Annotated in this window: 19 protein-coding genes; 17 read left to right on the top strand and 2 right to left on the bottom strand. The window is 41.1% G+C overall.

Annotated elements, in window-relative coordinates; all coding sequences use genetic code 11:
• Positions 1-463: 463 nt before the first annotated feature.
• The gene (gene queG / locus DK857_RS08655; RefSeq protein ID WP_109394723.1) at positions 464-1,618 is read right to left on the bottom strand and encodes a tRNA epoxyqueuosine(34) reductase QueG; all 1,155 of its coding nucleotides are present in this window, start codon (positions 1,616-1,618) and stop codon (positions 464-466) included.
• 225 nt (positions 1,619-1,843) lie between these two features.
• Between queG and tsaE the strand changes: the two genes are divergently transcribed.
• The 17 genes from tsaE (at position 1,844) to rplI (ending at position 18,332) form a co-directional block, all read left to right on the top strand.
• Positions 1,844-2,311: a tRNA (adenosine(37)-N6)-threonylcarbamoyltransferase complex ATPase subunit type 1 TsaE gene (gene tsaE / locus DK857_RS08650; RefSeq protein ID WP_109394721.1), complete on the top strand. Its 468-nt coding sequence runs from the start codon at positions 1,844-1,846 to the stop codon at positions 2,309-2,311.
• 13 nt (positions 2,312-2,324) lie between these two features.
• Entirely contained in the window at positions 2,325-3,650 is a 1,326-nt protein-coding gene (locus DK857_RS08645; RefSeq protein ID WP_109401983.1) for an N-acetylmuramoyl-L-alanine amidase, read from the top strand.
• Positions 3,651-3,673: 23 nt separating this feature from the next.
• The gene (gene mutL, locus DK857_RS08640) at positions 3,674-5,683 is read left to right on the top strand and encodes a DNA mismatch repair endonuclease MutL (protein ID WP_109401982.1); all 2,010 of its coding nucleotides are present in this window, start codon (positions 3,674-3,676) and stop codon (positions 5,681-5,683) included.
• Positions 5,652-6,593 carry a tRNA (adenosine(37)-N6)-dimethylallyltransferase MiaA gene (miaA, locus tag DK857_RS08635; RefSeq protein WP_069369879.1) on the top strand — a complete coding sequence of 314 codons (942 nt, stop codon included), beginning with the start codon at positions 5,652-5,654 and terminating at the stop codon, positions 6,591-6,593. The genes mutL and miaA overlap by 32 nt, the downstream gene beginning before the upstream one ends.
• Positions 6,594-6,702: 109 nt before the next feature.
• A complete protein-coding gene (hfq, locus tag DK857_RS08630; protein ID WP_075672788.1) occupies positions 6,703-6,990 on the top strand; it encodes an RNA chaperone Hfq in 288 nt (95 codons plus the stop codon).
• A 94-nt stretch (positions 6,991-7,084) separates the two neighbouring features.
• Positions 7,085-8,368, top strand: a complete 1,284-nt coding sequence (hflX, locus tag DK857_RS08625) for a ribosome rescue GTPase HflX (RefSeq protein ID WP_109394715.1) — start codon at positions 7,085-7,087, stop codon at positions 8,366-8,368.
• 92 nt (positions 8,369-8,460) lie between these two features.
• Entirely contained in the window at positions 8,461-9,735 is a 1,275-nt protein-coding gene (gene hflK / locus DK857_RS08620; protein WP_109401981.1) for an FtsH protease activity modulator HflK, read from the top strand.
• 2 nt (positions 9,736-9,737) lie between these two features.
• On the top strand, positions 9,738-10,742 hold the full coding sequence (hflC, locus tag DK857_RS08615) for a protease modulator HflC (RefSeq protein WP_109394711.1): 1,005 nt from the start codon (positions 9,738-9,740) through the stop codon (positions 10,740-10,742).
• 182 nt (positions 10,743-10,924) lie between these two features.
• A complete protein-coding gene (locus tag DK857_RS19235; protein ID WP_167394834.1) occupies positions 10,925-11,095 on the top strand; it encodes a hypothetical protein in 171 nt (56 codons plus the stop codon).
• A 102-nt stretch (positions 11,096-11,197) separates the two neighbouring features.
• Positions 11,198-12,496 carry an adenylosuccinate synthase gene (locus DK857_RS08610; protein WP_072069601.1) on the top strand — a complete coding sequence of 433 codons (1,299 nt, stop codon included), beginning with the start codon at positions 11,198-11,200 and terminating at the stop codon, positions 12,494-12,496.
• A 428-nt stretch (positions 12,497-12,924) separates the two neighbouring features.
• Complete coding sequence (gene nsrR, locus DK857_RS08605) at positions 12,925-13,353, top strand: nitric oxide-sensing transcriptional repressor NsrR (protein WP_036914714.1); 429 nt, start codon at positions 12,925-12,927, stop codon at positions 13,351-13,353.
• Positions 13,354-13,392: 39 nt separating this feature from the next.
• Positions 13,393-15,885, top strand: a complete 2,493-nt coding sequence (gene rnr / locus DK857_RS08600; protein ID WP_109401980.1) for a ribonuclease R — start codon at positions 13,393-13,395, stop codon at positions 15,883-15,885.
• 102 nt (positions 15,886-15,987) lie between these two features.
• The gene (gene rlmB, locus DK857_RS08595) at positions 15,988-16,719 is read left to right on the top strand and encodes a 23S rRNA (guanosine(2251)-2'-O)-methyltransferase RlmB (RefSeq protein ID WP_161710649.1); all 732 of its coding nucleotides are present in this window, start codon (positions 15,988-15,990) and stop codon (positions 16,717-16,719) included.
• A 163-nt stretch (positions 16,720-16,882) separates the two neighbouring features.
• Complete coding sequence (gene rpsF, locus DK857_RS08590) at positions 16,883-17,281, top strand: 30S ribosomal protein S6 (protein ID WP_023583607.1); 399 nt, start codon at positions 16,883-16,885, stop codon at positions 17,279-17,281.
• Positions 17,282-17,289: 8 nt separating this feature from the next.
• On the top strand, positions 17,290-17,610 hold the full coding sequence (gene priB, locus DK857_RS08585; RefSeq protein ID WP_109394705.1) for a primosomal replication protein N: 321 nt from the start codon (positions 17,290-17,292) through the stop codon (positions 17,608-17,610).
• Between the two features lie 4 nt (positions 17,611-17,614).
• The gene (gene rpsR, locus DK857_RS08580; RefSeq protein WP_000135199.1) at positions 17,615-17,842 is read left to right on the top strand and encodes a 30S ribosomal protein S18; all 228 of its coding nucleotides are present in this window, start codon (positions 17,615-17,617) and stop codon (positions 17,840-17,842) included.
• Between the two features lie 40 nt (positions 17,843-17,882).
• On the top strand, positions 17,883-18,332 hold the full coding sequence (gene rplI, locus DK857_RS08575) for a 50S ribosomal protein L9 (protein WP_023583606.1): 450 nt from the start codon (positions 17,883-17,885) through the stop codon (positions 18,330-18,332).
• A gap of 82 nt (positions 18,333-18,414) precedes the next feature.
• On the opposite strand, the gene DK857_RS08570 is transcribed toward rplI, so the two are convergent.
• Positions 18,415-19,083: a LysM-like peptidoglycan-binding domain-containing protein gene (locus tag DK857_RS08570; RefSeq protein WP_109394703.1), complete on the bottom strand. Its 669-nt coding sequence runs from the start codon at positions 19,081-19,083 to the stop codon at positions 18,415-18,417.
• Positions 19,084-19,100: the final 17 nt, after the last annotated feature.

Genomic DNA, 19,100 nt, shown 5'->3' with positions numbered 1-19,100 from the left:
GAATGTGCGCCTTTCCTCATTTAGAGGGAAACGAGAGGTACGATCATTTTTTAGGATTTAGGCCTTTATTCTGTTAAACATGCATTGAATAGTATTTTAGAAAAAGAAAAGAGTTTTTCAGGCTTTTCTTTAAAAAAACGTGATATATATTCTACTATTCTTTAAATCTTCCCAAATCGATTTATCCACAGTGAGATGCTAATAACCATCGCATCTAAGCACTATTTATTTTTTTACTGCACAGAGTTATCCACAAGCACGCATCATTAAGTGATAAGAATATTATGCTCTTCAATAAATTGATTGGATTTTATATCTAATTGATAACTAAGTTTATTTTAATTTTTTTAATTTTGAGTCTTAGTTCGCTTGAATTTTTTGTTCATGTTGATAGGCAAGGGATTTTTATTTTATTCACAGAGGAAATTAATGGTTACTCGTAATGCGTTTATTCTGTTAAAAATTAAGCGTCACGAGGTAAGCCCTTGGTTATCGCCCTTACTAAGCGTTTTTGTTGTGAAGTCTGTATTTTTACTTCTTTTTCATTTCTCTTCGCTGTCTGTTGTGCAATCGCCCAGTTTAAATGTTCATCTAAAACATCACTCAATCCAAAGCGTTCTTGCAAAGCAAGTATAATTTTATCTTGATAAGGTGCATTTCCTAACGCCACGCTAATATTTCTAAGCCAACGTAAATAGCCAATACGACGGATCGGTGACCCCTCAGTAATACGCAGAAATTTATCTTCATTCCATTGAAAAAGATCGAGTAATTCTGGGGTATGAAGTGCTCTTCTAGGAGAGAAATCTTCTTCGTCAGTCAGTGATGAAAAACGATTCCAAGGGCAGATAAGCTGGCAATCATCACAGCCATAAATACGATTACCCATCAGAGGACGAAATTCTTCAGGAATAGCACCATCGAGTTCGATAGTGAGATAAGAAATACAGCGACGAGCATCAATAGTATAAGGTTCAACAATGGCACCTGTTGGACAGGTTGTCATACAGGCGACACATTTACCGCATTGCTCTTCAACTGGGCTATCGGTAGGCAAGGGTAAATCAATCAGTAATTCACCAAGGAAAAACCAAGAGCCTGCTTGATTGTTAATAACAAGTGAGTGTTTACCAACCCAACCAAGTCCTGCTTTAACGGCTAATGGTCTCTCCATAATAGGTGCTGAATCAACGAAAGGACGAAAGTTGACTACCCCTTGATATTCGAATTGCTGACAATATTGTGAAATTCTTTCGCCGAGTTTTTTAAGACGTTGTCTTAATACTTTGTGATAATCCCGACCAAGTGCATAACGGCTGATATAACCTTGTTCTGGATTATTTAAGGTTCGTGCAAAAGCTGCATCCGTAGGAAGATAATTCATTCTCACACTGATAACGCGTAATGTACCCGGAACCAGTTCATGAGGCCTGGCTCGTGTCATTCCATATTTTTCCATCCACGCCATTTCACCGTGATATTGCTTATCTAACCACGCTTGCAGGCGAGGTTCTTCAAGTGATAAGTCAGTATCACATATCCCTGTTTGTTGAAAACCTAGCTCAGAACCCCATAATTTAATGTTTTGAGCGAGAAGATTAAGATCGAGTGATGACATGAATAAACCGAATCAATAGGTAAGAGGTGAGTCCTAAGAGCGCGCAGTGTATCATAGTGAGGCAGTAGGAAAAATCCTCGCAATAAATAGATTTATGGTATGGTTATTTGATAGTGATTTCGATAACTATTTGCCTTAAGAAAATATATAAAGCTTAGTATTTGATGTTCTCCAACGATCTCTCTTTATTAAGCCGTTATAACTTAACAATAGATTATATTAAATATGAAAGAATGGGTTGTTACATTAGAAGATGAAGCGGCGACAGTTGAACTCGGGCGTGCTGTTGCAATGGCGACTAATCATAGCGGATTGATCATTTATTTATATGGCGATCTTGGTGCTGGAAAAACAACCTTTAGCCGAGGCTTTTTACAAGCGCTTGGTCATCAAGGGCATGTTAAAAGCCCAACATATACATTAGTTGAGCCCTATATGCTTTCGCCAAATCCTGTATATCATTTTGATCTTTATCGTTTAGCTTCTGCTGAAGAGTTGGAATTTATGGGAATACGCGACTATTTTGAACAAGACGCGTTATGCCTTATTGAGTGGCCATCGCAAGGCGAAGGCTTTTTACCTAACGCTGATTTAGAACTTCATTTAAATTACGAAGATGAAGGTCGAAAAGCGCGTTTTGTTGCCCTTTCACAAAGAGGGAATACTGTTTTATCCCGTATTCAGTCTGCATAAAGGAATATTGATTATGTCGAGTCTCATCACCATTGTGAGTCAAAGTCAGCGCTATGTTGTTGCCTTTCTGTTGGTTGTTTTGTCTTTATTTTTTGTGCAAATAGCACAAGCCGCTACTGTGACAGAAGTAAAATCAGAAAACGGTATTTCAGCAACAACTCTCACATTCTCTTTTCGTGATGGGAAGCCTAGTTATCGATATTATTCATTAAAAAGTCCTGACCGTTTGGTGATGGATTTTAAACAGAGCACAAAAATTACAGGATTACCTGCAACATTAGGTAACGGCCTATTAGTTCATAAAATTCGTACAACGCAATCAAAAGATAGCCAATACCAAAGTATAGTACTGGAGCTTGCTCAGCCTGTTGTCGTAACTGAGAGTTTAATGAAAGTAAGTGGTGGCTATAAGTTAGTGCTTACTATCAAAGCTATAAATAGTCGACAAAATAGCAATGCTCAATCGACAGTAAGTGTTGTTACGTTATCACCGATAGCAACCACAACTACATCAACTGTAAATACAAATAGGGAAATGGCGCCTTTAATGACCAAGCCGATAGCAGAAGTTACACCTGTTGTTCCTATTGTAAAGCCACGTAATACACCATCAAAACCACAAGCAGGCTCTCGCCAAATTATTATTGCGATAGACGCGGGTCATGGTGGGCAAGATCCGGGAGCGATTGGTCAGAAAGGTAATCGTGAAAAAGACGTAACGCTAAGTGTGGCAAGGAAGTTGGAAGCGCGCTTACGCAATGATCCTATGTTTAAACCTGTTCTAACACGTAGTGGCGATTATTTTATCTCAGTTGCCGGGCGCTCTGAAGTTGCCCGTAAGCAAAGTGCGAATATGTTAGTGTCTATTCATGCAGACTCAGCGCCAAATCGCAGCGCAAGAGGCGCTTCTGTGTGGGTGCTTTCTAATCGTCGTGCAAACAGTGAATTAGGTAAGTGGCTTGAACAAAGCGAAAAACAGTCTGAATTACTCGGTGGTGCTGGTGATGCATTGGATGGTGCTGATCCTTATTTAAGTCAAACAGTACTTGATTTGCAGTTTGGTAATTCGCAGCGAGTAGGTTATGACGTTGCTGTTGCTGTATTGTCTGAACTAAGAAAAGTGGGTTCACTACATAAGAAAACACCAGAACATGCGAGCTTAGGTGTGTTACGTTCACCTGATATCCCTTCAATTTTAGTTGAAACAGGCTTTATCAGCCACGCGTCAGAAGAGCAATTACTGATTTCTGATGCTTATCAAGAGAAACTCGCGGTATCTATTCATGCGGGTTTAAGAAATTATTTTCTGGCTCATCCTTTACAAAACGCGCCTAATTGATTGAGTAAAATGGAATAAAGGTAATGGCGATAAATTTATTACCTCCTCAGCTTGCAAACCAAATTGCCGCAGGGGAAGTTGTTGAAAGACCAGCCTCTGTTGTTAAAGAGTTGCTGGAAAATAGTTTAGACGCAGGCGCGACCTCAATTGATATTGATATCGATAAAGGTGGTGCCAAGCTTATTCGTATTCGTGATAATGGATGTGGTATCAATCGTGATGATTTGAAGTTAGCACTTGCTCGCCATGCAACCAGCAAAATATCAAGTCTTGACGATCTCGAAGCCATAATGAGTATGGGTTTTCGTGGGGAAGCATTAGCGAGTATTAGCTCAGTTTCCCGTTTAACACTGACATCACGTACTCAAGATCAAGAAGAAGCATGGCAAGCTTACGCTGAAGGCAGAGATATGGCGGTGACTGTTAAACCTGCCGCTCATCCTGTCGGAAGTACAGTTGAAGTGCTTGATCTCTTTTATAACACGCCAGCAAGACGTAAATTCTTACGTACTGAAAAAACAGAGTTTGCACATATTGATGAAGTGGTACGCCGCATTGCATTATCGCGTTTTGATATCTCTATAAATCTTACCCATAACGGTAAGCGTGTTCGGCAATACCGTGCAGTGAAAGATGAAAGTCAGCAAAATCGCCGTTTGAGTGCGATTTGTGGTAATAATTTTGTCAACCAATCAATGCATTTATCGTGGGAACATGGTGATTTAGCAATAAAAGGTTGGGTAGAACACCCTTTATCACCAGTGCAAAGTAGTGAAATTCAGTATTGCTATGTGAATGGACGAATGATGCGTGATAGGTTGATTAATCATGCGATTCGCCAAGCTTACGAAGGATATTTGCAAGGAGATCAGCAACCTTCTTACATCTTGTACTTAAGTGTTGATCCTCATCAAGTCGATGTAAACGTACATCCTGCGAAACACGAAGTTCGTTTTCATGAATCTCGTTTGGTTCATGATTTTATTTATCAAGGTGTGTTGAGTGTTTTACGACAAGCAACGCAAGAGCCTTTATCACTGACTTCAGATGACGAAGAAGAACACGAAATTGCGTTAAATTTTCCTGAAAACCGTCAAGTTGCAGGTGAAAACGTATTTTCTCAGCCTTATCAATCACCAGAGGCTCAAACTTCACCAAATACATCATCACACCACTCCAGTGAACGAGAGCACAACAATAGTTCTCATCAAAAGCAAGCCTCTCAATCTGGAGGGCATCGTCAGTTTGGTGATAGCTACCAACGGACACAAGGTGCGCTTTATCAAAAAATGATGCAAGAAAGTGTATCCACATCAAAAGATAAAGAAAAAATACCACTATTTCCTGACCGTGCCCCATTGAATTTAGGTGAAATCGTTCATACAACTAATAATATTGAAGAAAATGTTATTTCGGTGATGCCTCGTTCCGTCAATGCGAAAGATGGACAAACTGATTATACTTTTGGGCGAGTATTGGCAATTTATCAGCACAAATATGCGTTAATAGAATCTTCACAAGGTCTTGGGCTGTTATCATTGGAAGAAGCTGATTTTCTGTTAAAATGTGCGCAATTACTGCCTAAAGATGAAACATTGAAGCCACAACCTCTGTTAGTGCCTTTAAAATTGGTATTGAGCAAAGAAGAAATTAGTGTCTTCAATCAGTTTCAATCGCTAATTAGTCATTTCGGGATCGTTATCGAAATTTCTCACGGTAAAGCAACAATACATGCAGTGTCGTTACCTTTGCGCCAGCAAAATTTACCTGTGTTGCTGACCGCATTATTAGCCTATTTGTCAGCAGAACAATCTTGTACCGAGCAACAACTTGGACAATGGTTTGCAAAACAATTAGGAGCAGAGCAGGCGCAATGGTCGCAAGCTCAAGCAGTAGGATTATTGGCTGATATTGAAAGACTCTGCCCTCAATATGTCAGACAGCCAGCAAAAAACTTATTACAATTAATTGATTTACAACCAGTGGTAGTGGCATTAAATAATGAGCGATGTGAACACGCAAATAAAACCTAAAGCAATTTTCCTAATGGGACCTACAGCGTCAGGTAAAACAGCATTAGCAATTGCACTGAGACAGAAACTACCTGTAGATATTATTAGCGTGGATTCAGCTCTTATCTATCGTGGTATGGATATCGGCACAGCGAAGCCGGATGCGAATGAGCAATCGCTTGCTCCACATCGATTAATTGATATTCTAGATCCCGCATTTCCCTATTCCGCTGCGGATTTTCGACGTGATGCATTAAATGCAATGGAAGAAATTACTGCGGCTGGGCGAATTCCACTATTAGTGGGTGGGACTATGCTATATTTTAAAGCGTTACTTGAAGGTCTATCGCCTTTACCCAGTGCCAATTCGGATGTTCGTGCTGAAATAGAAAAAAAAGCAGCAGAGCAAGGGTGGGAGGCAATACATAAAGAGTTAGCATTGGTTGATCCCGTAGCAGCACAACGGATCCACCCTAATGATCCTCAACGACTTTCTCGTGCGCTAGAAGTTTACCTGATTTCAGGTAAGACAATGACGGAATTGACAAAAATATCAGGCGAGTCTTTGCCCTATGATGTTTATCAGTTTGCGATTGCTCCGAAAGATAGAAATGTTCTTCACCAACGCATTGAAGCCCGTTTTAAACAGATGTTAACGTGTGGATTTGAAGATGAAGTAAAATCATTATATGAACGGGGCGATCTGCATGAAGATCTACCTTCTGTACGTTGTGTCGGTTATCGCCAGATGTGGTCATATTTATCAGGCGAAATAGATTATGATGAGATGGTTTATCGAGGGATCTGTGCTACCCGGCAATTAGCGAAGCGACAAATCACCTGGTTAAGAGGTTGGAATGACATTCACTGGCTTGATAGTGAAGATCCAAAACAATCTCTTGACACTGTTTTGCAGGTAGTTAGTGCATAGATGGTAGGTTTGTGTAAAATTGATAGTTGCCAAAGCGCAATTTTTGAGTAGTTCATTTTTCGAACCAATTGGGTTCTAATATAAAACAACAAAATAAGGAAAACATAGAATGGCTAAGGGGCAATCTTTGCAAGATCCTTTCCTGAACGCATTACGTCGTGAAAGGGTTCCCGTTTCTATCTATTTGGTAAACGGCATTAAATTGCAGGGTCAGATCGAATCTTTTGACCAATTTGTTATTTTGCTGAAAAACACAGTAAGTCAGATGGTATACAAACATGCTATCTCTACCGTGGTACCTTCGCGTCCTGTTTCTCATCATAGCAACACAGGCACGAACCAAACTGGTACAGGCTACAATGGTGGCGCTGCTCAGCAGGATGATGTTGCAGAATAATAATCCAATATTATTCTTGATATAAGAAAAACATAGGTAGGGAGACTTTACCTATGTTTTTTCCTGTTTTTATAAAGTCCAAGAGGTTTCGCCTTTGTTTGATCGTTATGAAGGTGGCGAATTAGCCGTTTTAGTGCACGTCTTCTTTTCTCAAGAAAAGGACGTTGATGATTTGCAAGAATTTGAATCTTTGGTGACATCTGCGGGTGTTAAACCAGTTCAGATTATTACAGGAAATCGCAAAGCGCCTCATCCTAAATATTATGTGGGTGAAGGTAAGGCAGAAGAAATTGCCGAAGCTGTAAAAGCAAGTGGTGCAGATGTTGTTTTATTTAATCATGCACTAACACCTGCACAAGAACGAAATCTGGAAAGACTTTGTGAATGCCGTGTGGTTGATCGCACGGGAGTTATCCTTGATATTTTTGCTCAAAGAGCAAGAACCCATGAAGGAAAGCTACAGGTAGAACTCGCCCAGTTACGTCACTTATCAACTCGTTTAGTCAGAGGGTGGACTCACCTTGAAAGACAAAAAGGGGGGATTGGGTTACGAGGACCAGGTGAAACGCAGCTAGAAACAGACCGCCGCTTACTCCGAGGTAAAATTAGTCAAATTCTAATGCGATTGGGTAGGGTTGAGCGTCAGCGCGAACAAGGACGGCAAGCGCGGAGTAAAGCTGATATTCCAACATTATCCCTTGTTGGTTACACAAATGCAGGGAAATCGAGTTTATTTAATCATATTACCTGTTCTGATGTGTATGCAGCAGATCAGCTCTTTGCAACGCTAGATCCGACATTAAGACGTATTCAGGTCGATGATGTGGGAACCGTTGTCTTAGCCGATACAGTTGGATTTATTCGACATTTACCTCATGATCTTGTTGCTGCTTTTAAAGCCACTTTGCAAGAAACACGAGAAGCTACCTTACTTCTTCATGTGATTGATGCAGCAGATAGTCGTTTTGAGGAAAATATTCATGCAGTTGAAAGTGTATTAGAAGAGATTGATGCTCAAGAGATACCAACACTGCATGTTATGAACAAAATTGATCTTCTTGAAGACTTCACTCCAAGAATTGATCGAAATGAAGAAAACTTACCCGTTAGGGTTTGGGTTTCTGCACAAACAGGCGAAGGTATTCCTCTGTTGTATCAGGCGTTGACAGAACGTCTTTCAGGTGAGATCGCACACTTTGAATTACGTTTACCGCCAGAAAATACAGGGCGCTTACGTAGTCGTTTTTATCAATTACAATCAATAGAACGTGAATGGATTGAAAAAGACGGTAAAGTTGGGCTAATCATACGTATGCCTATGGTAGACTGGCGCCGCCTTTGCAAGCAGGAACCAAATTTATTGGATTACGTGGTCTGATATTCGGCCATAATAATGAACATTAACTGAGAGCTGGCGACGAAATCGGCTCTTAAGCCTGATAAATCTAATCATAATAATGGAGCTAGAACATGGCGTGGAATCAGCCCGGTAACAACGGACAAGACCGCGACCCGTGGGGTAACCGAAACAGCGGCAATAATAATGGCGATGGCAACGGTAACTCCAACGGCAATCAAGGAGGTCGGAATCGTGGAGCATCAGATCTCGATGATATGTTCCGTAAACTGAGTGAAAAGCTTGGTGGTTTCGGCGGTAAAAAAGGTGGAAATTCCTCTTCTGGGCAAAATGGCGGTCCTCGTAGCAATGCTGGAAATCTTTTGATTTCTCTTGCATTAGGTGCGGTTGTCGTGGTTTGGGCTGCAAGTGGTTTTTATACCATCAAAGAGGCAGAACAAGGCGTTGTGACTCGTTTTGGTAAATTTTACCAAATCGTTGAACCTGGTCTGAACTGGAAACCGACTTTCATTGATGAAGTTCAGCCTGTTAACGTAAAAACTATCCGTGATTTAACCACGGGTGGCATGATGTTAACGTCAGATGAAAACATGGTTCAAGTCGAGATAAACGTGCAGTATGTTGTCTCTGATCCAGAAACATTCCTATTTAATCTGACAACACCAATTAACAGCTTAGGTCAGGCAACTGACAGCGCAGTACGTGGCGTTATTGGTCGTTCAGAAATGGAAAAAATTCTGACCTCTAACCGTTCAGAAATTCGTGACCAAACACGTCAAGAATTAGAAGAGACTATCCGTCCTTATAACATGGGTATCTCGATTGTGGACGTCAACTTCCAAGTGGCTCGCCCACCAGAAGCGGTAAAAGCGGCATTCGATGACGTAATTGCTGCGCGTGAAGAAGAACAAAAAACAATCCGTCAAGCTGAAGCTTATAAAAACGAAGTGTTACCGTTAGCAAAAGGTAACGCACAACGTATGATTGAAGAAGCAACCGCTTATAAAACCAGTGTGGTGATGAAAGCAGAAGGTGAGGTAGCTAGCTTTGCTAAAATCTTACCTGAATATCGTGCTGCTCCTGAAATTACTCGTGAGCGTCTTTACATTGAAACGATGGAAAAAGTGTTATCAAAAACACGTAAAGTCATCGCTAATGATAAAGGTAATAGCATGTTAGTGCTGCCTTTAGAGCAAATGTTACGTCAGCAATCTCAATCTGCACCATCAAATACATTTGAGGCTCCTGCTCGTATCAACACACCCGCTCCAACTGTAAATCCAGCACCGGCACAAAAACCAGCAACAACGACTTATGGTAATGGTGGATATGGTAGTAATAATGGCGGTTATGGTCAGCCTTACGGCAATAATCAAGGAGGACAATAATCATGCGTAAAGTTATCGCTGTTGTTGCAGTTATTATTTTAGCGTTGTTATACTCTTCTGTGTTTGTCGTTCAACAATACGAGCGTGGCATTATTTTACGCTTTGCGAAAGTTGTACGTGATGCTGAAAATAAACCCGTTGTTTATGAACCTGGTCTTCACTTTAAAATTCCATTTATTGAGAATGTGAAAAAACTGGATGCGCGTATTCAAACTATGAATATCCAGCAAGACCGTTTCTTATCAGGTGAGAATAAAGACTTATTAGTCGATTCTTATCTGAAATGGCGTATCAGTGATTTCAGCACCTACTATCTGGCAACAGGTGGTGGTAACACAATGCAAGCTGAAACTTTACTGCGTCGTAAATTCAGTGACCGTTTACGTTCTGAGATTGGTCGTATGAGCGTAAACCAAATTATTACGGATTCTCGTGGTCGTTTAACCATTGATGTTCGTAATGCACTGAATGAAGGTACTCCTTCTCGTGATTCAAGCGCTGCTGATGATGCAATTGCGATTGCAGCTAAAAAAGTGGCTGAAGAAACTAAAGGCCAAGCTCCTGCTATCAACATGAACAGTATGGCGGCTTTAGGTATTGAAGTAATTGACGTTCGAATCAAACAAATCAACTTACCTATGGAAGTTTCTGAAGCAATTTACCAGCGTATGCGTGCAGAGCGTGAAGCTGTTGCTCGTCGTCACCGTTCACAAGGTCAAGAGCAAGCGGTGAAAATTCGTGCAGCTGCTGATAAGACTGTAACAGAGACACTGGCTGAGTCTGAGCGTGAATCATTACGTCTTCGCGGTGAAGGTGATGCACAAGCAACTAAACTGTTTGCTGATGCATTTAACCAAGATCCAGACTTCTATGCCTTCATCCGTAGCTTACGTGCTTATGAGAAGAGCTTTAACCAAGACGGCAATGACGTCATGGTGTTAAGCCCAGATAGCGACTTCTTACGCTATATGAAAGCACCAACAAAAGCGCGAGCGATTGAAGAGTAATTTCTAAACGTATTAAACCGTTTGAGTAAATAATAAAATCCTCCACCTTAAAAAGTGGGGGATTTTTTTGATATCAATAAGATAAAGCTAGTAATCAAGCTAAGAAATAAATAATTGTGCATAAAAAGATGAAAATTTACGCTTAATGGTTTCCAAAATGGTTTTAGCTGGGATAGTATAAAGTGAAAATTGCATTTCAAGATAAACCTTCGGCAATTCCGAAGCGTCTTCTTCGCCGTTTTCACTTTTATGTCACTCTGCTTCCTGTTTTTGCGATCAAAACTGTTGATAAAAGTCACAACATGTTTGTGATGCGGATTTTTCGGGCAAAAATATTGACAATGGCAAGATAATCTATTGCTTAAAAGCGGGGATGACATAATTAGATAAAATCTACTGTAACTCTTGAATTGAGATGGTAGAATCCTTTTTTAAGCAACCGAGTGTATTTTGAAATGAGTAATAACGTTGTCGTATTGGGCACCCAGTGGGGTGACGAAGGCAAAGGCAAGATAGTCGATTTGCTGACAGAACGCGCTAAATATGTTGTTCGCTACCAAGGTGGCCATAACGCGGGTCACACTCTAGTCATCGACGGTGAAAAAACCGTTCTTCATTTAATCCCATCAGGCATTCTCCGTGAAAATGTTGTTAGCATCATAGCAAACGGTGTCGTTTTATCACCGGAAGCGTTGATGAAGGAAATGACTCAACTTGAAGATCGCGGTATTCCTGTTCGTTCTCGTTTACTTCTGTCTGAAGCTTGCCCATTAATCCTTCCTTATCACATCGCATTAGACAATGCGCGTGAGAAAGCTCGTGGCGAAAAAGCTATCGGTACAACAGGCCGTGGTATCGGTCCTGCTTACGAAGATAAAGTTGCTCGTCGCGGTTTACGTGTTGGCGATCTGTTTGATAAAAAAGCGTTTGCACAAAAACTCAAAGAAATCATCGAATACCATAACTTCCAACTGGTGAACTACTACAAAGTTGAACCTGTTGATTACCAAAAAACCTTAGACGATATCATGGCAATCGCTGATATTCTGACTGGTATGGTTGTTGATGTTTCTGACTTACTGTACAAAGCAACACAAAACGGTGAGTTAGTGATGTTTGAAGGTGCACAAGGTACTTTATTAGACATCGATCACGGTACTTATCCGTATGTAACCTCTTCAAACACAACCGCTGGTGGTGTGGCAACAGGTTCAGGTTTAGGCCCTCGCTATGTTGGTTATGTATTAGGGATCATCAAAGCTTACTCTACTCGCGTAGGTGCAGGTCCATTCCCAACTGAATTGTTTGATGAAGTGGGTGACTTCTTACGTGAGAAAGGCCAAGAATTTGGTGCAACTACAGGCCGTAGTCGTCGTACTGGCTGGTTAGATATCATCGCTATTCGTCGCGCTGTTCAAATCAACTCACTGTCTGGTTTCTGCATGACTAAACTGGATGTGTTAGATGGTCTGAAAGAAGTGAAACTATGTGTAGGCTATCGTTTACCAAACGGTGAAGTGATTGATACAACACCTTTAGCTGCTGATGATTGGGAAGGTATCGAGCCTATCTATGAATCAATGCCAGGTTGGAACGAAACGACGTTTGGTGTGAAAGATCACGCGCAACTGCCACAAGCAGCACTGAACTATATTAAGCGCGTAGAAGAGTTAACAGGTGTTCCTGTTGATATCGTTTCTACTGGCCCAGACCGTTCAGAAACCATCATTCTCCGTCATCCATTTGATGCATAATTCGCATTAAATTGGTTTGATGTGAAAATCGTCCCTGAAAATGACAGGGGCGATTTTTTCGTATCTGTTTGTTGGTTAAGTTGAGATAGAAATACGCATTACACACATAAGATAAGACAGCTTTACACTCGGTTTTGCTTCTGTTTTATCAGTAACGCGTAAAAAACAATAAGACAATGTTATTGTTGTAGAGTCAGAAATAGAAAAGCGATCTGTTGAAAATCGACAGTATCGCTTTTTCTTTGCCTGCGATGTCGCTATTATTTTGCTAATAGTCAAGTGAGAGATGGAAATAACCCACTTTTGAGCATATCTTTGCTAAATGTCCAAAAATTAAACATAATATTGCTTAATAAAATGATATTCTCATTAATAATTACTTATCCCTTAACGACTTTAATAGGGAAAACCACTTTTCAGAGGTCCTTGTGCAATTAACCAGTTTTACAGATTATGGATTGCGGGCATTGATATATATGGCTTCATTGCCAGAAGGCAAAATGACAAGTATCACTGAAGTGACACAAGTCTATGGCGTCTCACGTAACCATATGGTGAAAATTATTAATCAACTTAGCCATTTAGGTTTTGTTGAGGCTATTCGTGGTAAAAATGGAGGGATCCGTTTAGGCAAGCCTGCAACAGATATCATTGTGGGTGAGGTTGTTCGTGCTTTAGAGCCACTTTCATTAGTAAACTGTAGTGCTGAGTTTTGCCACATTACCCCAGCTTGTCGACTGAAACTGGTGTTGAATCAGGCAATTGAGCAGTTTTTGAAAGAGTTAGACCGTCACACACTCGCAGAGCTAGTTGAAAATAATAGCTCCTTATATAAATTGTTATTAGAAGATGTTTGAGTCTACTATTTCATCAAATCTGATAGCTTGGAGGTCATAATGTCAAAAGATCCTTTTCAGGATAGAGAAGCAGAAAAATACGCCTCTCCAATTGCTAGTCGTGAATATATTTTAGAAGAAATGAAAAAACGCACGGCACCAATGAGCCGTGAAGATTTAGCGCAGGCGTTAAAAATTTCAGGTGAAGAAGACTTAGAAGCGTTACGTCGCCGTTTAAGAGCGATGGAGCGTGATGGTCAATTAGTTTTTACCCGTCGCCAGTGCTACGCATTACCTGAACGCCTTGATTTATGGAAAGGCAAGGTAATCGGTCACCGTGATGGTTATGGCTTTTTACGCGCAGAAGGCCAAAAAGATGACCTCTATCTTTCACAAGATGAAATGAAAAAAACCATGCATGGCGATGTTATCCTTGCCCAACCTTTAGGTATGGATAGAAAAGGTCGTCGTGAAGGTCGTGTTGTTCGTGTTATTGAACCGAGAAATAACCAAATTGTAGGTCGCTATTTTATTGAGTCAGGTATGGGATTTGTTGTACCTGATGATAGCCGTTTAAGCTTTGATATTCTTATTCCTAAAGAGGATATCATGGGCGCGCGTATGGGAAATGTGGTGGTGGTTGAGATCACAACAAGACCAACTCGACGCACGCAAGCAGTAGGTCGAATTGTTGAGATCTTAGGTGAAACCATGGGAACAGGTATTGCGGTAGAAATCGCATTACGTACTCATGAGATCCCGTATACATGGCCTGCAAAAGTGACAAAAGAAGTTGCGGATTTAAAAGAAGATGTGCCTGAATCCGCTAAAGAAGGGCGAGTTGATTTACGTAATTTACCTTTAATTACTATTGACGGTGAAGATGCGCGAGACTTTGATGACGCCGTTTATTGTCAACGTAAAAAAGGTGGCGGTTGGCGTTTATGGGTTGCGATTGCAGATGTTAGTTATTATGTACGCCCACAAACAGCACTAGATACAGAAGCACGTAGCCGAGGAAACTCTGTTTATTTCCCTTCTCAAGTTGTGCCGATGTTGCCAGAAGTTCTGTCTAATGGATTGTGCTCATTAAATCCACAAGTTGACCGTTTATGTATGGTTTGTGAGATGACCGTTTCTGAGCAAGGGCGTCTTTCTTCTTACAGATTCTATGAAGCAGTGATGAGTTCTCATGCTCGAATGACCTACACCAAAGTGTGGAAAATCATTCAAGGTGATGAAGAATTGCGTGAGCACTATAAGCCTATCGTTAAAGATATTGAGCATCTGTATGAGTTATACCAAGCATTAGATAAAGCGCGCGAACAGCGCGGCGCAATTGGTTTTGAATCAGAAGAAGCGAAGTTTATCTTTAATGCCGAGCGTCGTATTGAGCGTATCGAGCCAGTTGTTCGTAACGATGCACATAAATTGATTGAAGAGTGCATGATCCTTGCTAATATCGCAGCCGCTCGTTTTGTTGAGAAAAATGAAGAACCTGCACTTTACCGTATTCATGATAAACCAAAAGAAGACAGCGTATTGAATCTACGCTCTGTCTTTAATGAATTAGGTTTAACGCTGCCTGGCGGCTTAACACCAGAGCCAGCAGATTATGCGCGTGTCATGAAAGAGGTTGAAGACAGACCAGATCGTGAAATGCTACAAACCATGATTTTGCGCTCAATGAAACAGGCGATTTACGATCCTGAAAATCGTGGGCACTTTGGTTTAGCATTAAAATCTTACGCACACTTTACTTCACCAATTCGTCGTTACCCTGATTTAGCCTTGCATCGTGCAATTAAATATCAGATTGCGAAGGAAGAAGGTCACGGCTCACAACGTTGGACACCAACGGGTGGCTACCATAGTGATATGGACACCATGTTGCAATTAGGCGAGCACTGTTCTTTAACTGAGCGTCGTGCTGATGAAGCAACACGAGATGTTGCTGATTGGCTGAAATGTGACTTTATGTTGGACCAAATTGGTCAACAATTTACGGGTATTATCACCAGCGTAACGGGCTTTGGTTTCTTTGTTCGCTTAAATGATCTGTTTATTGATGGTCTGGTGCATGTTTCTACATTAAATAATGATTACTATCAGTATGATAATGTAGGGCAACGCTTAATTGGTGAGTCTTCAGGACAAGTCTATCGCCTTGGTGATGAAGTTGAAGTGAAAGTTGAAGCAGTTAGTATGGATGAACGTACTATCGACTTCTCTTTAATTTCAACAACACGCACCGCGCGTAATCCGGGTAAAACAGCCCGTGTTCGTGGTTTAAAAGGTGAAAAAGACAAGAAAAACGCAAGTTCGAGTAAGTCTCGCTGTCGTGATGCAAGCAAAGATAAAAACTTTGAGCCAGATAGTGCCTTTAAAAAAGGTAAATCATCAGGTCGAGGTAATGCGAGCAAAGACAAAGCCGTAAAAGACCAAGTTGCGAAAGATAAAGCAAGTAGCAAACGTAAGAAAGCATCATCACAAACCAAAAAGATAGAGGCAAAACTTAAAGCTAAACGCGCAGCCAAACGCGATAACGCATAACGTTTTATTCTTCTGATTCTTTTTTAAAAGGCGGAGACTCCGCCTTTTATCTGTTTTGTGCCTTTTATTTTTTAATGAGTAAGCACCGCTATGAGCGAAGAAATTATTTATGGTATTCACGCAGTAACCGCATTACTTGAGCGTGATCCTGCACGTTTTAAAGAAGTTTATGTATTAAAAGGGCGTGAAGATCGCCGTTTAACACCGGTTATTCATGAATTAGAAGCACAAGGTATTCTGGTTCAAATCGCTAATCGCCAATGGTTAGATAGCCAAACTGAAGGTGCTGTTCACCAAGGTATTATTGCTAAAGTAAAACCAGGTCGTCAGTATCAAGAACAAGATTTACCAGACTTATTAGCTAAAGTCGGTACACCTTTTTTATTAGTACTCGATGGCGTGACGGATCCCCATAATTTAGGGGCTTGTTTACGTAGCGCAGATGCAGCCGGTGTGCATGCTGTTATCGTTCCGAAAGATCGCTCCGCACAATTAAATGCAACAGCCAAAAAAGTGGCTTGTGGTGCAGCAGAAAGTGTTCCTTTAATTAAAGTGACTAACCTTGCTCGTACACTACGTTTTCTGCAAGAAGAGAATATTTGGATTGTTGGCACAGCAGGTGAAGCAGACCACACTTTATATCAAAGTAAACTAACAGGCCCAATGGCATTAGTAATGGGTGCTGAAGGTGAAGGTATGCGTCGCTTAACGCGAGAGCATTGTGATGAGCTGATTAGTATCCCAATGGCGGGTACGGTATCATCACTTAACGTTTCTGTGGCAACCGGCGTTTGCTTATTTGAAGCGATGCGCCAGCGTATAATGGTGAAATAATCGCTTAGTTTATTTTATTATCTATACTCCCTTGAGTTTTATTGGCCGCGGGGGTATAGTTACGCGTCAATTTTTTCAGTCACAACTTAAACAAGTTCCTTGCCTCCATGGGTGGTGACTGACCCTGACAGGAGGCTGATAAATCCGTAAGGAGCAATATCAAATGCGTCATTACGAAATCGTTTTTATGGTTCATCCTGACCAGAGCGAACAAGTTCCGGGCATGATCGAGCGTTATAAAACCGCTATCACTAATGCAAATGGTCAGATCCACCGTCTAGAAGACTGGGGTCGTCGTCAATTAGCTTATCCAATCAATAAACTGCACAAAGCACACTACGTTCTGATGAACGTTGAAGCTCCGCAGGAAGTGATTGATGAACTGGAAACTACTTTCCGTTTCAACGATGCCGTTCTCCGCAACATGATTATGCGTACTAAACACGCAGTAACTGAAGCTTCTCCAATGGTTAAAGCAAAAGACGAACGCCGTCGTGATATCGCTGATGACCTAGATGATGAAGATGAAGTTGATGATGTAGCAGAGGATTCTGAAGAGTAATTAGTGCTGTGACGGCTAATAATCATTTGGTGCTAACTGGCACAGTGTGCAAAGCATTAATTCGAAAAGTTAGCCCCGCTGGGATCCCGCACTGTCAATTTGTTATTGAACATCGTTCAGTACAAGAAGAGGCGGGATTAAAAAGACAATCATGGTGCCGAATGCCCATTATTGCTAGCGGGAAAGCGTTACAAGCAGTTACTCACAGTATAACGGTCGGCAGCCAAATCACCGTTTCTGGATTCATTAGTAGCCATCAGGCGCGAAATGGATTGTTTAAATTGGTGCTTCATGCCGAGCAGATTGAATTGATAGATTCTGGAGACTAGCCATATGGCACGTTATTTCCGTCGTCGTAAGTTCTGCCGTTTCACAGCAGAAGGCGTACAAGAGATCGATTATAAAGATATCGCTACGCTGAAAAACTATATCACTGAAAGTGGTAAAATTGTACCAAGTCGTATCACCGGTACTCGTGCAAAATACCAGCGTCAGCTGGCTCGTGCTATCAAGCGCGCACGCTACCTGTCTTTATTACCTTATACTGATCGTCATCAGTAATAGGTATATAGTCCATTAATGACTTGTAGAGGATAAGGTAATGCAAATTATTCTGCTTGATAAAGTAGCGAATCTGGGTAGCCTGGGTGATCAGGTTAACGTAAAATCGGGCTATGCTCGTAACTATTTAATCCCACAGGGTAAAGCTGTTTCTGCGACTAAGAAAAACATCGAGTTTTTCGAAGCGCGTCGTGCTGAGTTAGAAGCTAAATTAGCTGAAACTTTAGCAGCAGCTGAAGCTCGTGCAGCGAAGATCAATGCACTGGGTTCTGTCACTATCAGCTCTAAAGCGGGTGACGAAGGTAAACTGTTTGGTTCAATCGGTACTCGTGACATCGCTGATGCAGTAACTGCAGCTGGCGTTGAAATGTGTAAGAGCGAAGTTCGCCTGCCAAATGGCGTTCTGCGTACTACTGGTGACCACGAAGTTCACTTCCAAGTTCACAGTGACGTATTCGCTGAACTGAATGTTATTATCGTTGCTGAATAATCTCTGATTAAACAGTTAATGTTGATAAAGAAAAACGCCAGCTAAGCTGGCGTTTTTTTTGGATAAATTAAATCTCTTCTTACTATGGAGTACGGTAATAACTTCCATCACTCAAACGAGTGTAAGTGATAACAGTACCGGCGGTATTTGTCACTTCTAGCATACTGACATCACCTTGTGGGTTACGCTGTAAACGAATAGTTTGCCCTGTGCGTAATTGACTTAATGACTTCTGTTGGTCTTCTGATTTCGCCATAGAGAATGCATCATTGACAGGAAGTTGATTGTCTCTAAACAGTTGCGCTAAGGTTTGTCCCTCTTTAATGGTATAAGTTTGCCATGTTTGCGCTGGTGTTGATTGAGTATCTTGTTGTGGTGTTGTTTGAACAACATTTCCTTCTGGATCATTTGCCGTTGGCTCCTCTATTGATGGAGAAGCTTCGGGATCGGCATTTAAGCTATCTTGCGCTTGAGGGATCGAGGTTTGATAAGTTGGATCATTTGTTGATACTGATGGTGAAATAGGCACAGGAAGGTCATGCGTCGATGATGACGGTTGAGGTGGTTCACCATTATTTTCACTTGTTGGCCAAAAAAATATGACCAATAAAACAACAGCAATAACCAGTATTGCCCGACGATGTAAGCCAGGGAATTTGCCCATATTCACCTCATTATTGATCTGTGAATCAGTATTATGAATTGCTGTAACATCTTTTTTATTCCTTGTAGCCATACTAGCACGAACCATGATCCTAACCTGCTCCC

This window comes from Proteus terrae (genome assembly GCF_003144325.1).
In the GTDB taxonomy this organism is placed as follows: Bacteria; Pseudomonadota; Gammaproteobacteria; order Enterobacterales; family Enterobacteriaceae; genus Proteus; species Proteus terrae.
This window is presented reverse-complemented; position numbering and strand designations above follow the sequence as displayed.

Excerpts from the sequence above, each read along its gene's own strand:
- queG (WP_109394723.1), bottom strand. The coding sequence starts at position 1,618 with ATGTCATCACTCGATCTTAATCTTCTCGCTCAAAACATTAAATTATGG.
- tsaE (WP_109394721.1), top strand. The coding sequence starts at position 1,844 with ATGAAAGAATGGGTTGTTACATTAGAAGATGAAGCGGCGACAGTTGAA.
- DK857_RS08645 (WP_109401983.1), top strand. The coding sequence starts at position 2,325 with ATGTCGAGTCTCATCACCATTGTGAGTCAAAGTCAGCGCTATGTTGTT.
- mutL (WP_109401982.1), top strand. The coding sequence starts at position 3,674 with ATGGCGATAAATTTATTACCTCCTCAGCTTGCAAACCAAATTGCCGCA.
- miaA (WP_069369879.1), top strand. The coding sequence starts at position 5,652 with ATGAGCGATGTGAACACGCAAATAAAACCTAAAGCAATTTTCCTAATG.
- hfq (WP_075672788.1), top strand. The coding sequence starts at position 6,703 with ATGGCTAAGGGGCAATCTTTGCAAGATCCTTTCCTGAACGCATTACGT.
- hflK (WP_109401981.1), top strand. The coding sequence starts at position 8,461 with ATGGCGTGGAATCAGCCCGGTAACAACGGACAAGACCGCGACCCGTGG.
- hflC (WP_109394711.1), top strand. The coding sequence starts at position 9,738 with ATGCGTAAAGTTATCGCTGTTGTTGCAGTTATTATTTTAGCGTTGTTA.
- DK857_RS08610 (WP_072069601.1), top strand. The coding sequence starts at position 11,198 with ATGAGTAATAACGTTGTCGTATTGGGCACCCAGTGGGGTGACGAAGGC.
- rnr (WP_109401980.1), top strand. The coding sequence starts at position 13,393 with ATGTCAAAAGATCCTTTTCAGGATAGAGAAGCAGAAAAATACGCCTCT.
- rpsF (WP_023583607.1), top strand. The coding sequence starts at position 16,883 with ATGCGTCATTACGAAATCGTTTTTATGGTTCATCCTGACCAGAGCGAA.
- rpsR (WP_000135199.1), top strand. The coding sequence starts at position 17,615 with ATGGCACGTTATTTCCGTCGTCGTAAGTTCTGCCGTTTCACAGCAGAA.
- rplI (WP_023583606.1), top strand. The coding sequence starts at position 17,883 with ATGCAAATTATTCTGCTTGATAAAGTAGCGAATCTGGGTAGCCTGGGT.
- DK857_RS08570 (WP_109394703.1), bottom strand. The coding sequence starts at position 19,083 with ATGGTTCGTGCTAGTATGGCTACAAGGAATAAAAAAGATGTTACAGCA.